Annotated in this window: 11 protein-coding genes; 9 read left to right on the forward strand and 2 right to left on the reverse strand. The window is 41.7% G+C overall.

Annotated features, from left to right (window positions below; translation table 11 throughout):
• Positions 1–434: 434 nt before the first annotated feature.
• Positions 435–2,822, reverse strand: coding sequence for a phenylalanine--tRNA ligase subunit beta (gene pheT, locus L6J37_RS11370; protein ID WP_237795158.1), 2,388 nt, complete (start codon positions 2,820–2,822; stop codon positions 435–437).
• Between the two features lie 20 nt (positions 2,823–2,842).
• A complete protein-coding gene (gene pheS / locus L6J37_RS11375) occupies positions 2,843–3,826 on the reverse strand; it encodes a phenylalanine--tRNA ligase subunit alpha (protein WP_120510918.1) in 984 nt (327 codons plus the stop codon).
• A gap of 1,204 nt (positions 3,827–5,030) precedes the next feature.
• Between pheS and L6J37_RS11380 the strand changes: the two genes are divergently transcribed.
• The 9 genes from L6J37_RS11380 (at position 5,031) to L6J37_RS11420 (ending at position 13,183) form a co-directional block, all read left to right on the forward strand.
• Positions 5,031–6,062, forward strand: coding sequence for an iron-containing redox enzyme family protein (locus tag L6J37_RS11380; RefSeq protein WP_237795159.1), 1,032 nt, complete (start codon positions 5,031–5,033; stop codon positions 6,060–6,062).
• A gap of 107 nt (positions 6,063–6,169) precedes the next feature.
• Positions 6,170–6,370 carry a tautomerase family protein gene (locus tag L6J37_RS11385; RefSeq protein WP_237795161.1) on the forward strand — a complete coding sequence of 67 codons (201 nt, stop codon included), beginning with the start codon at positions 6,170–6,172 and terminating at the stop codon, positions 6,368–6,370.
• Between the two features lie 22 nt (positions 6,371–6,392).
• Positions 6,393–7,439 carry a fatty acid desaturase gene (locus tag L6J37_RS11390; protein WP_237795163.1) on the forward strand — a complete coding sequence of 349 codons (1,047 nt, stop codon included), beginning with the start codon at positions 6,393–6,395 and terminating at the stop codon, positions 7,437–7,439.
• Positions 7,423–8,310: an MBL fold metallo-hydrolase gene (locus L6J37_RS11395; RefSeq protein ID WP_237795165.1), complete on the forward strand. Its 888-nt coding sequence runs from the start codon at positions 7,423–7,425 to the stop codon at positions 8,308–8,310. The genes L6J37_RS11390 and L6J37_RS11395 overlap by 17 nt, the downstream gene beginning before the upstream one ends.
• 18 nt (positions 8,311–8,328) lie before the next feature.
• A complete protein-coding gene (locus tag L6J37_RS11400) occupies positions 8,329–9,258 on the forward strand; it encodes a DUF3291 domain-containing protein (RefSeq protein ID WP_237795167.1) in 930 nt (309 codons plus the stop codon).
• Between the two features lie 11 nt (positions 9,259–9,269).
• Positions 9,270–10,766 (forward strand): pyridoxal phosphate-dependent decarboxylase family protein, encoded by a 1,497-nt coding sequence (locus tag L6J37_RS11405; protein WP_237795168.1) that lies wholly within the window; start codon positions 9,270–9,272, stop codon positions 10,764–10,766.
• Positions 10,766–11,083 (forward strand): hypothetical protein, encoded by a 318-nt coding sequence (locus L6J37_RS11410; RefSeq protein ID WP_192016713.1) that lies wholly within the window; start codon positions 10,766–10,768, stop codon positions 11,081–11,083. Before L6J37_RS11405 ends, L6J37_RS11410 begins: the two co-directional genes overlap by 1 nt.
• 58 nt (positions 11,084–11,141) lie before the next feature.
• Entirely contained in the window at positions 11,142–11,585 is a 444-nt protein-coding gene (locus L6J37_RS11415; RefSeq protein WP_218385986.1) for a flavodoxin domain-containing protein, read from the forward strand.
• Between the two features lie 281 nt (positions 11,586–11,866).
• On the forward strand, positions 11,867–13,183 hold the full coding sequence (locus L6J37_RS11420) for a carbohydrate-binding protein (RefSeq protein ID WP_237795169.1): 1,317 nt from the start codon (positions 11,867–11,869) through the stop codon (positions 13,181–13,183).
• Positions 13,184–13,247 lie beyond the last annotated feature (64 nt).

Below are 13,247 nucleotides of genomic sequence, written 5' to 3' on the forward strand. Positions count from 1 at the left end.
ACTCCCTCAAGACTATGTTGAACGAATAGTAAACATATCAGTTATGCTTACTGCGAATACTTCATGCGTAGCCAGGCTGCCCACCCATGCACTAAAGTGCATTAGTGCCTTCACATCAGCGGCTGACCTTAACTAGAGACAAGTTTATGCCAACTAGCTGATTTCCGCCAACTTTTTTAGGTAAACTTACCGTAAAATGATTGATTCTTATATTCCAGACAAGCATGCACACATGCACCTGGTTGTGCTTACGCTTGTCGAGCAGCAACAATAAAAACCAAAATTAAAGTCAGTTGCAGTCAATAAAACCACAAAACTGAATTGCACAGAGAATTTTTACTATTTATCAAAATCTTAGCCCTAACTGAAAAAAAATCAAAAAAAAGCAGCCCTATCGGCTGCTTTTTCATCAATTATCAAATGATAACAGTAAGTTAATCGCGAAGCGCTGCACCAAACTGATCGCCCAGAACCGCAACAATCGACTCTACAGCACCATTAATATCCGTTTCTTCCAGTGTTCGGTCAGCAGATTGAAGGTATAAAGCAATCGCCAGACTCTTCTGGCCATCCTCAACACCTTTACCTCGGTAAACATCGAACAGGTTCACATCAGTAAGTAGCTCGCCACCATGCGCCTGGCAAACCTGCAACACATCACCAGCAGCAACCTCTTCTGAAACCACTACCGCGATGTCACGACGGTTCGCCGGAAACTTAGACACGGCTTTAGCCTGAGGAATCGCACGACTTGCGATAGCATTCCACTCAACTTCAAACACAACGGTACGTCCGTTCAGGTCGAACTTGCGTTCCAGCTCAGGATGAACCGTACCGATAAAGCCAACTTCCTTACCATCTGCGACGATAACCGCTGACTGTCCCGGATGAAGAGCCGGGTGTTTAGCTGGGGTAAATGTCAACTCAGTCTCTTTGGCCGTCAGTTCCAGAACCGCTTCCAAATCACCTTTCAGATCGAAGAAATCAACGGTGTTTGTCGCGATATCCCAATGCTCTTCACTGCGTGCACCGGCAATCACACCAGCCAGCATGGTTTCCTGACGAATACCATTTTCAGCAGCTGCATCAGGAACAAAACGCATACCTGATTCGAACAGACGCACACGAGGCTGCTGACGCTTCTGGTTGAAGGCAACTGTGTTCAGCAGACCCGGCCACAGGCTCAGGCGCATTGCCGACATTTCAGCAGAAATCGGATGCGGCAGAATGATCGCGTCCGCATCCGGCACGATCAGCTTCTGCTGTTCTGGCTCAACAAAGCTATAAGTAATCGCTTCATGATAACCACGGTCAACCAGCAGATCGCGAACACGTTTCAGTGGCAGGTTCGCTTCCTGGTGCAGGTTCATGCTCAACGCAGCAACCGGCGACTGTGCAGGAATATTGTTATAACCGTAAATACGGCCAACTTCTTCTACCAGATCTTCTTCAATGGCCAGGTCAAAACGCCAGCTTGGTGCAACTGCACGCCAGCCGGTATCGGTGGGTTCGACCATGCAGCCAAGGCGGCTCAGAATCTCAACGACGTCTTCATCAGAGACGAAGTGACCCAGCAGGTTGTCTAACTTACTGCGGCGCAGTACGATGCTGTTTTGCTGAGGCAGGTGCTGTTCAGATTCAGCTTCTACGACTGGCGCAACGTCACCACCGCAAATATCAACCAGCAAGGCAGTAGCACGTTCCATTGCTTTGGTTTGCAGGCCAGCATCCACGCCACGCTCAAAGCGATGAGACGAATCGGTATGCAGGCCGTAGCTGCGAGCACGACCACGAATGGCATCCGGCATGAAAAACGCACACTCCAGAAGCACATCTTTGGTGTTTTCGCTGACACCTGAGTGCTCACCACCGAAGATTCCCGCCATAGCCAGTGCTTTTGACTGATCGGCAATCACCAGTGTGTCACTGTTCAGTTCCGCTTCAGTGCCGTCCAGCAGGGTCAGTTTCTCACCCTGCTCTGCCATACGAACAATAATGCCGCCGTCGATCTGGCTCAGATCGAACGCATGCATTGGCTGCCCCAGTTCCAGCATCACATAGTTGGTAATATCAACGATTGGGTCGATAGAGCGAACACCGCAACGACGCAGTTTTTCCTGCAGCCACAACGGAGATTCCGCTTTCACGTTCACATTGCGGACGATACGTCCCTGATAGCGCGGACACGCTTCCGGCGCTTTCACTTCGATAGAGATTTTATCGTCAATGGCCGGAGCAACAGCCTCAAAGGATGGCGGAGTCACTTCAGCACGATTTAATACGCCAACTTCGCGCGCCAGGCCCGCAATACTCAGGCAATCAGCACGGTTTGGTGTCAGATCGACATCAATGATGACATCGTTCAGGCTCAGGAATTCGCGGAAATCTGTACCAATCACAGCACTTTCCGGCAGTTCCATAATGCCATCTGAATCCACATCAATGCCTAACTCAGTGAAAGAACACAGCATGCCATGGGAAGGCTGACCACGTAGTTTGGCTTTTTTGATTTTAAAATCGCCAGGCAAAACAGCGCCCACAGTTGCCACAGCAACTTTCAGACCCTGACGACAATTTGGCGCACCGCAGACGATGTCCAGCAGCTCTTCTTCACCCACATCAACTTTGGTCACACGCAGTTTGTCTGCATCCGGGTGCTGACCGCATTCAACAACCTGACCGACTTTAACACCGCTAAAGCTGCCTGCGACAGGTTCAATACCGTCAACTTCCAGGCCCGCCATAGTGATCTGGTGAGCTAGTTCTTCGCTGTTGTTAGCAGGATTGACCCACTCGCGTAGCCAAGATTCAGAAAATTTCATAATTTGCTAGCCCCTAATGCTTACTTGAACTGTTTCAGGAAACGAAGATCGTTTTCGAAGAATGCACGCAGGTCATTCACGCCGTAACGCAGCATGGTCAGACGCTCGACACCCATACCAAATGCGAAACCTGAATATTTCTCAGGATCGATATTAACGGCACGCAGTACATTAGGGTGAACCATTCCGCAACCCAACACTTCCAGCCATTTCCCGCCTTTACGGCGTACATCCACTTCAGCTGAAGGCTCAGTAAACGGGAAGTATGAAGGACGGAAACGAATCTCCAGATCTTCTTCAAAGAAGTTATGCAAGAATTCGTGCAGGATGCCTTTCAGCTGTGCGAAGTTGACGTTTTCATCAACCAGCATACCTTCAACCTGATGGAACATTGGGGTATGAGTCTGATCGTAGTCGTTACGGTACACACGGCCTGGCGCAATAAAACGCAGCGGCGGCTGGCTGGCTTCCATGGTACGAATCTGTACACCAGAAGTGTGCGTACGCAGCATCAGCTCAGGATTAAAGAAGAAAGTATCGTGATCGGTACGAGCCGGGTGATCTTTGGCAATGTTCAAAGCATCAAAGTTATGGAAACCGTCTTCGATCTCTGGGCCGGACTCAACGGTAAAGCCAAGTTCACCAAAGAAGCTTTCGATACGCTCAATAGTACGGGTTACCGGGTGCAGACCACCATTTTCAATACGACGGCCAGGCAAGGTCACGTCGATGGTTTCTGCGGCCAGCTTGGCTTCAAGCTCGGCACGCTGCAGTGCGTCTTTACGAGCGGCAATTGCCTGCTGAACAGCTTGCTTTGCCAGGTTGATCTGCTGACCGGCTTCGCGACGCTCTTCAGGTGGCAACTTACCCAGGCTTTGCAGTTGAAGGGTCAGTTCACCCTTCTTACCCATATAATGGACACGGACTTCGTCCAGAGCAGCGACTGAGTCAGCCTGCTCAATTGCTGCCGTTGCGTTGGCAATAATCTCTTCTAGATGTTGCATCGTTTCCTCATCCACACACTGGTGGCGTCCTTCAGGGAGATAAATTCGCGTAACGATACATAATAAAGAAAGCTGGTGCTAAATCCAAACTCAATCGCCACTTAGCTGTGTATTTACTAAAAAAATTACCGGTGTGATGCAGGTCAGGCTTGAATTGACTGCTTACTGTAAAAGCAAATACAGCTCTGTCCAGAAATCTGTTGTTGAAGTAACGCCCTGTCAGATACACGAAATGAAAAGTGGTCATTCTGAATGAAACAAACCTCAACAGATACTTGCCACATGTACACCAAACGCATCCGCCAGAACGATGCGTAGTCACGTTGCAAAAATCTGGACTGGGTATCCAAAACAGCGATAGTTAAGATCTCAGCCAAAGGTAAGGGATCAATATGGCGGTCTTTTACTCTTGTTAACGGCCTCGCCCGCAACAAACACCACAACGTCGAATCATTCACAGATAGCGATTTGTTACACTGTCATGAATCTTGATACAGAGAAACAAAATTTCATAACGGCGACAAAATCAGAACACAACGCAATAACTTTACAAGTACCACCATTTCCTGTAAGCACTGGACATAGCGACAACGATGATGAGATCCTAAAGACAATACCACCATCTAATAAGCAGTGTTAAAGATCTAAGTCCGTATTTAATATTTTTTTCAGTTTATACAATCAAACTTTCCGCACTAAACAAGACAATAAACTTCGTATGAGTAAGAGCATACAAAAATAATTGCTGCCAACTTTTATGACGACTTTAAAAACAATAAAACTTGCTACAGACAACACGCGTACCTGCAGTCTTTACATCTGTTTTAATCAAAAATTGAAATCATAATGAATCACCTTCTCCATGTTCCCCCTCAGATCCCACAACACAATCTGCTTATCGAACCCAGCCCCCCCTAAAAAACAGTAATCACCAGTCAATTCACACAAGAAAATATGCAACAAATTGAACATTTAATGGGTTTACATCTCATGATAATGAAATTAATAACTTTAACTTTCAAACAATCATGGAACAAGCCAAATAATTAATGACTAAATGATAAAGGTAACATTTTCATAACTACTTGAAGTGAGTCGCACATAAAATCAAATGAAAATTAAACGATTGCAAATTGATCAATATCAAATAGCATCAATTATTGTTAAGTCTGACTAACTGAAATTATAACGAAAAGGTGAATGTATGCTGGAAACAATTAGGGCTTTTATTTACTCAAAAAACCTCGACAACTCTGAATTTGACAATGAATATAATCTTTTCATTCAACAGCTGGAGAGTTTACTGCAGTCGGCATTTCAAGATGTTGATGAGAAGAGCATCTTAACCGTACATCAAGTACTTTATGAAATTAATATAGCACATCTTTCTGTAGCTTGGTTTAATAAAGCACATAACATACATCATCCAAAAATTGTTTTAATAAAATATAAAATTGATCAAGCTTGGAACAAAAGTATTCAATACAATTACAAGGATCAAATTCAAGATCTACCGAGTGTTGATGATTTTCCGGATTGGATAAGAACAACAGTCGCCAATCACAAATCAAATGAACTTCACCCGGTATTTACATTTTTACGTGATGAAGCCAATCTGGAGCAATCCAAAGAGTTCTTCTTCCAGGAAACACCGCTTGAAATGCTATTTGGTGACATCATCGCTTATCTCCTGCCTGGTATCTATGGTGGTATCAAAGTCGAGTTCGTGAAGAATTACTGGGACGAAGTTGGACGTGGAATTGATGAAAAAGTCCATCGTAAACTGCGGGCAAGAATGATGAAAGCCCTGAACATTGATGAAAGTTGCTATCTTGAAAATACAGAGCTTTTCATCTGTGAAGAGTTAGAGCTCATTAATATGTACCTAAGTTTGGCACTTGATCGTACAAAGCATACAGAGCTCGTGGGTGCATTGTTAGCCACAGAATTGATGATCCCAGGGCGTTTCCAGTATCTTATCGATGGATTTAGGCGTTTAGGCTTCAATGACTATGATCTCCACTATCACATTGAGCATACTTCAGTGGATGAAGTCCATGCAGATGATTTGCTCGATCATGTTGCCATGCCAATTTTGAAACACGATACAAAACAAATGCAAGCCCTTGTACTAGGCGGTTTACGCAGATTAGATACCATTCATAAAGTTCTAGATCGTCTATATGAACGAGTTTTAAGTAATGAATCTTCGTATCATTTAGTAAAAGCTGCATAACCGTCATAGAAAATACCAGGTAAGAGCATGAATATCATTAACCTTTCATCAACTAACACGTGAATGAGATTGTCATATTTGTGCTCTTACTTCAGTTCAAGGAAATTATGATGCCTATCGTAAACATACAGTATATTGATTCAATAACAGATCACCAAAAACGACAAGTTATCGAACAAGTTACAGAAGTTATGGTCAAGGTTTTAAATAAAAAACCAGAAAGTACCTATATTGTACTTCAGAAAATTGAAACAGAAAACTGGGGCGTTAATGGACAAACCGTGTCTGACAGACGAAATAACAACTAATAGACAATAAGATATCTAGAACATGAATATTATAAATTCAACTTTTGACCAAAGTGTTAGTAAAAAGATATCCTTGCGAAACGAGTTGCCATCAGATGTCAAAAGACAAATTTTAGATTTATATAAACCTAACGGCATTCGTAGTGCATTCTTGTATTTACTTATATTTTCTTTAATTGTTACTTACATCTATGTTGCAGTTCATGCTGATTCTGTCTGGATCACTTTATTCGCTATCATCCTTATTGCGTCTCAACAGCATGCACTTTACATATTGAATCATGATGCCAGCCATTTTTCATTATTTAAAGATAAGTCAAAAAACATATATACTGCGACTATTCTTTCGAATTACGTCATGTTTCATCATCCGGAAGCTTGGTCATTTACTCAATGGCGCCGTATTCATATGCTGCATCACAAGCACCTTTTCACTCAGGATGACCCCAATTATGTAGGAAGAGAAATGCGTGGAGATACAGCATCCTCCCCTAGTTTAGTTAAGATTATATTGAAAACACTGGAAGGTGTAAAAGACTGCTTCTTGGATTTATTTTTTAACAAAGTATCTTACATTAATAGTAAAGGGAAAATTTACAAGAATCATCGTAAACACTTTGGTCATTTGTTTTATTCGTTTGAAGATGATCAGGAAATGGAAAACGAAAGAAAACTAAGTCTTATGTTTTATATCCTTTCATTTTCTATAATTACATATCTCTCACTATGGGAAGTGTTTTTGGTTTACTGGATTTTACCAATGTACACTATTTATCCTCTGATCCTGAGATTCCATGACATTACAGAACATTACTGGGAAGAGAAATCTACCCAGGTTGAAATAAACACCAGAAGTCGAAAAGATGGATTATTAACTAAATTATTAATTTCCCCACTTCCACGTGGATACCATTGTGAACATCATATCTTCCCAAGCATTCCAGTAACAAAACTGCCGTTAGTGAATCGATATATGAAAGAACATACTTCGCTTCATACGGAAGAGCAAGGTATCTGGGGACTCATGAAAGAAATTAACACAAGGAAGAAAAATGATATTACCATGTAGCATTAAAACTTTCGACTATCATGCAGAAAATTTTTCAGTACACATGGTAACTTCATCTGAAAAAACTTTCTTCACGAATGCTTTCATCGTTGAAACAGAAAACTCAGTTATTCTTATTGACTCAATGATGACAATCAGCGAAGCTGAATTTGTAAAGCAGTCAATTATAAGCATAGGTAAAGAACTCTCTGCCGTTATCATCACACACCCTCATCCGGACCACTATAATGGGCTAAGTACTATCATTGGTGAAGATCATCACATTTCAATTTATGGAACAGAAAAGTCATCCGAAGTTATTATCAATTCATTTGACGACAAAGAGAAGAAATGGCGCCCCTATTTTGGTGACGAGTGGCCAAAAGTGAAAATACCACCTAACCGATTCATTCAAGGAAGTGAAGTATTATATTTCGACAATATAAGATTCTCATTTGAAGAAATTGGTAAAGGTGAATCCAACAGTGACTTATTGATTAAAGTTGGGAATCACGATTCAATTATCTTTGTTGGAGATCTTGTTTTCAACAATATGCACAGTTTTATGAATGATGGACACAGTTCATTATGGATCTCTAAGCTCCAAAAAATTAAAGAAAAAGTACACAAAAGTTGTATTATATTCACTGGCCATGGTGAACCAGACCAAGCTTACTTTTTGATTGAAAAACAAATTAGTTACATAAAATTCTATCAAAATGAAATCCAATCAATTTCGCAAGGGCGAAGTCAGTTAACTGATGATGAAAAATCTATTTTTGTTGAAATCATCTCAAGAAGATATCCGCATTATAAACTCTTAGACTTCATTTCAGCAGGTGCAAACTCAGTAGCAACTGAAATGGCTTTTAGTAAGAGTATTTCAATTTAGAAATTCAATGAGGCTAACATGAACAAAAATAAGTATCATCTTGCACAATTCAGTATTTCACTGGCTCGCTATTCTTTTTCTGATGAAAAAATGCAAGGATTTGTTTCACGGCTCACAGAAATAAATGAACTTGCAGATAAAAGCCAAGGGTTCATCTGGCGATTAAAATCAGATGATGGTAACTCTACATCTTTCCGTGGCTACTCAGACCCGAATATTTACCTTAATTTATCTGTCTGGGATTCTATAGAAAATCTGAGAGAGTTTGTATTTAAAAGTAATCATGTTGAGTTATTTCGTAAAGGTAAGACTTGGTTTCATAATCTAAACGGTCCTATTACTGCGCTGTGGTGGATTAAAGAAGGTGAAATACCAACCATTGAAGATGGCATCAGCCGTCTTGAATCGATAAAAAATTTAGGTCCAACAAGTTGGGCATTTAACTTTAAAACGAATTATTCACCCGAAGCTATAGAGAGCAATAATATCCTTACTAAATGTAAGAAAGAAGTGGATGACCTGCATGACTTTCTTCAGCAATGGTTCCAAGGGGAAATTAGCAACACATCGGAAAACAGAGAATTATTATCGAGTCGTTTTGATCAGTTCGGTGAACTTTTATCACCTGATGGCCTTATTGAGCCGTTTCACTGCCTTGAAAACAGGTTTAATAGCGCACATGGGAAATTTCTTAATGCCAAAATTTGGATTACTGGTTTCACGCCAGTGTTATTGAATAATAAAGACATACTCGTTAAATATACTGAATGGCGTCAAGTTGATGGCGAAACCAATGTGAGATTCACGACAGCTTTGCTTTCTGAGAAAAACAAAGCACCCAATGGAATAGTATGGAAGCATATTCATGAAACCTGGTCTGATGTGAATAATCTTAAATCTCCAGCTCCCTACGCAACACCAGAATCTCCATCACTTGAGGAGGCTTAAGAGTATTTTTTATGAAACAAGAAAATCAGCTTCACGGTTCATCTTTGAATTTGGCACCGGAGCAAATTAAGAAAATTTGCGCCGAAATTGTTGATTACCTGTCTAATAAAGAAAACCCACGCTACACACAAAAGGTCCGTCCAAAATTAACCGATCGACAGTACAGTGATCTGTCCGCTTTGGAACGCATGCCCTATCATGGAAGCGAAGCTGTCAGCACCTTTGAAAAATATATTCAATTATTAACCACACAGGCTGTATCCACCTCACATCCCGGTTTCTTAGCGTATATCATGGGTGCAGCTAGTGATGTTTCTGTTTTGGCTGATTTCCTTGCTGCTGCAATCAGCGCACCGCAAACAAGTGCTTCTACGTCTCACCTGACAACCATGATTGAAGCTCAAACAATCAAGTGGATGTGCCAATTACTCGGTTATCCCGAGACAGGGAGCGGACTTTTTGTCAGTGGCGGCTCCGTAGCTAATTTAATCGCGCTGCAAGCTGCAATAAAAAAGAAAAGAACTCAAAATATTGTAGATTTAAATCAATATCGCGTCTACGTCAGCAAGTATTCACATAGCAGTATTTCTTCTGCTGTCAGTATTTCAGGGTTATTACCAGATCAATGTATTCAGTATATCGAAACAACTCAGGAACATACTCTCTCCATCAGTGATTTAAAAACAAAAATTAAACATGACCAAGAGCATGGATACATACCACTTATGGTTATTGGTATTGCTGGATGTACTTCACTTGGCGTCATTGACCCATTGCTTGTTTTATCTGATATCTGCATAAAAGAAGATATTTGGTTTCATATTGATGCAGCTTACGGTGGGTTTGCTGTACTATCTCAAGAATATAGTGAGGCACTCAAAGGTATGCAGTTTAGTGATTCACTCACGATTGATCCGCATAAATGGATGTATGCAGCCGCAGATGTTGGATGCATTTTAGTCAAAGACCCAAACATTTTGTTCAACACATTTAATCAATCAGGTGCCTATTATTCATCCGATGATTTGACCTTCTCCAACCATCTCCAGTTTCGTGATTTAGGAATACAGACAACTCGCAGTTTTAGAGCACTCAAAGTTAAATTGAGTTTGGAGATCGCTGGCCGAATTGGTTATCAACAGATGATTGAAAAAGATATCCACCTTGCGAAGTATGCCTATAAACTTGCACTTGATCATCCGAATCTAGAAGCATATAGCTGTCATTTAAGTATTGTAACACTACGATTTAACCCTAACCTTGCGACAGATGAAAGCTTTATATCAGAAACTAATCTGAATAAAATCAATCAGGAAATAATCGATGACTTACATCAGCTCGGGGATTTTTTTCCCTCCCACACATGGGTGAATAATAAATATTTAATTCGTCTCTGTATTGTTAACCTCAATACAACTGAAGAAACAATTCATGGTTTGCTAGAAGCAATAGATGAAGTTGGAAAATCGAAAACTTGCAATTATTTAACCCACATGAGTACCCAATAATGACCGTTCAATTCGTTTCATTACTTAATGTTCGTTTTAATGACAAGGAAAAGTTTGAAATACATGTCGGCTGGTTAAGTCGAAAAATTGCATCTGGTTTAGGCTGGGAGCTAGCCATTTGTGGATGGCAATCCCCATCACCATTTCCAAATGACAGCCAAGTCGTGCATGTATGGAAAACAAATTCATCATCTGAACAAGAGGCACGAACATCATTAAACAACTTAATCGCAAGTCTTGACCAGGAAAAAGTCAACTTAGCACTCAGCGTAATGCATGATCCTAAATTCATATTCACTAAAGAAAAAACTTATTAAAATTCAATTGAATAAATAATTAACCAATTAACTTATAGAAACATAGAAAGGTTCATTCATGAAAAGAATTCTTATTATCGTCGGTTCTGTTTATGGCAGTACGATGCAAATGGCGAATTATATTTCCAGAAAGTTAGACAAGTATGGTTATGTGTCAGAAGTCACTGAAAGTTCTTCTTTGGAAAATATTAAAAAATCAAATCTATTACTCATTATGACTGCAACAACCGGTCAGGGAGATATTCCTCAAAATATAACTCCTTTTGTTGATGAGATAAAAGAAAGTCAAGAAGATCTAAATGACATCAACTATGCCATCATCTCATTTGGTGACAGTGGCTATGGACCGACATTCTGCAATTCAGGCAGAACTATCCAGAGCATATTGGAAAATCGCAATGGTAATTGTGTCATTCCACCATTTGAAATTGATACTGTTGAGTATTTAGACCCAGAAGAGCCTATCAACATCTGGTGCGAAAACTATATTGATAAATTATAAGCGCCAATTCGCCAGGCTGACTCCGTTCAGTCTGGTATTTACACAATTAAACCCCTCTTACACCCTCGGCTATCATCACAATCGTTCTCTCAACAATGGCTGATACAACTCCCTCTGTAATTTTAACTCTGTCACTCATGCTAATGAAAAAGTAAAAATTATCATCACTAGATGCAATAAACATTCAGATTTCATAATAATTCACTCTCATATCATGATAAATACCGACTTACTCTGTCATGCTATTGATTCATATTAAATATTTACTCTTAGGAATCGCCATGAAAAAGGACGTACGCTTTCTCTTCCCTTTACCTTTTTTAATCGCAAGTTCATTCGCTTGGTCCAACATCACGTCATATCCGCCACAACAAGCCAGTCCAATTGAAGCAAAGAACACGCCTATGTTCATCTCGTTGGGCTTCGACGACAATATAGAAGCAGATGGTTTACGCTGGATTTCGAAAGCACTGAGCAGTCATACGAATCCTCAGGGTCTCGACTCATTTGCAGGTTCACCATTAATGTCGAGCTTCTTCTTGCACTGCCAGCCTGCCCGACAGCAACCTGAGATCATCGATCTATGGCGGAAACTGAACACTGACGGTCATGACATCGCAAGCCACACAGAAACCCACCCTGACGATAAGATAAACTACAACCCTTTTGAATCCTGGATGACGGCTGAGCAGTGGCAGCAGGAAGTGGCGCTTTGTAATGAGTTTCTGACGCAACCTGTCGAACAAGGCGGTGTCGGTGCCCCGGCGGTTGCCGGATTTCGGGCGCCCTTTTTAACATTCAACGACAACACGCTGGATGCCCTTACCACAAATGCCATCCAGTATGATGTCAGCTTCCCGGCGGGTATTACCACAGAGGAAAATGGCACCAACAACTACTGGCCACATACGCTCGATCAAGGTAGTCCGTCGCAATCAGTTGCACAGCAAGGCGGTTGGAAGCCGGCCGTGAAAAATATGCCAGGGCTCTGGGAAGTTCCGTTGCAAGCGCTGATAGTTCCAACAGATGAAGAGGCCGCAGAGTACGGACTCACCTATTCGCTCAACGACAAAATTGCCAGCCGTGTCCCTTACTATGACCCGTCAGCACGCAAGGCCGACAACTTCGACTGGAACCTCTATACCACGCCGGCCTGGGGCGGTTACGGACTGAACGCTGCCGATGTACTCACCTTGTACAAATACAATCTCGACCTGCATTTATCCGGCAATCGTGCGCCACTGGTATTGGGTCTACACTCTGCTTTTTACGGCAAAATAAATGGTGAAGAACATTTCGGGATGCCTGAAACCAGCGTCGCCGACCGGCAGGCGGTGCTGAAGCAATTCATTGAATACGCGTTGTCGAAACAGCAGGTGCGTTTTGTTTCGCATCGTCAGCTTGTCGAGTGGATGCAAAACCCTTCACCAGTTCTGACTTGTGAGCAGGCTATCTGGTCAGCACACACAACATACCGGTCAGGTGATATCGTTCAATTCAATGGGAAGTACTGGAAAGCAAAATGGTGGACCGTTCAAGAGATTCCCGGCAACACAGCCGACGGTCCGTGGCAAGCACAAACTGGCTGTAACGGTTAACTGACTCAAGTGATCCTGGGAAGGCTTGTTAATATTGAAACGAAAAAAAGGAGAGCCTAGGCTC

Source organism: Photobacterium sp. WH77 (assembly GCF_022014395.1).
Taxonomy (GTDB): domain Bacteria; phylum Pseudomonadota; class Gammaproteobacteria; order Enterobacterales; family Vibrionaceae; genus Photobacterium; species Photobacterium arenosum.

What these genes read in the sequence shown, in the direction of transcription:
- L6J37_RS11395 (WP_237795165.1), top strand. Translation starts at nt 7,423, where the DNA reads ATGATATTACCATGTAGCATTAAAACTTTCGACTATCATGCAGAAAAT.
- pheS (WP_120510918.1), bottom strand. Translation starts at nt 3,826, where the DNA reads ATGCAACATCTAGAAGAGATTATTGCCAACGCAACGGCAGCAATTGAG.
- L6J37_RS11400 (WP_237795167.1), top strand. Translation starts at nt 8,329, where the DNA reads ATGAACAAAAATAAGTATCATCTTGCACAATTCAGTATTTCACTGGCT.
- L6J37_RS11410 (WP_192016713.1), top strand. Translation starts at nt 10,766, where the DNA reads ATGACCGTTCAATTCGTTTCATTACTTAATGTTCGTTTTAATGACAAG.
- L6J37_RS11415 (WP_218385986.1), top strand. Translation starts at nt 11,142, where the DNA reads ATGAAAAGAATTCTTATTATCGTCGGTTCTGTTTATGGCAGTACGATG.
- L6J37_RS11385 (WP_237795161.1), top strand. Translation starts at nt 6,170, where the DNA reads ATGATGCCTATCGTAAACATACAGTATATTGATTCAATAACAGATCAC.
- pheT (WP_237795158.1), bottom strand. Translation starts at nt 2,822, where the DNA reads ATGAAATTTTCTGAATCTTGGCTACGCGAGTGGGTCAATCCTGCTAAC.
- L6J37_RS11380 (WP_237795159.1), top strand. Translation starts at nt 5,031, where the DNA reads ATGCTGGAAACAATTAGGGCTTTTATTTACTCAAAAAACCTCGACAAC.
- L6J37_RS11390 (WP_237795163.1), top strand. Translation starts at nt 6,393, where the DNA reads ATGAATATTATAAATTCAACTTTTGACCAAAGTGTTAGTAAAAAGATA.
- L6J37_RS11405 (WP_237795168.1), top strand. Translation starts at nt 9,270, where the DNA reads ATGAAACAAGAAAATCAGCTTCACGGTTCATCTTTGAATTTGGCACCG.
- L6J37_RS11420 (WP_237795169.1), top strand. Translation starts at nt 11,867, where the DNA reads ATGAAAAAGGACGTACGCTTTCTCTTCCCTTTACCTTTTTTAATCGCA.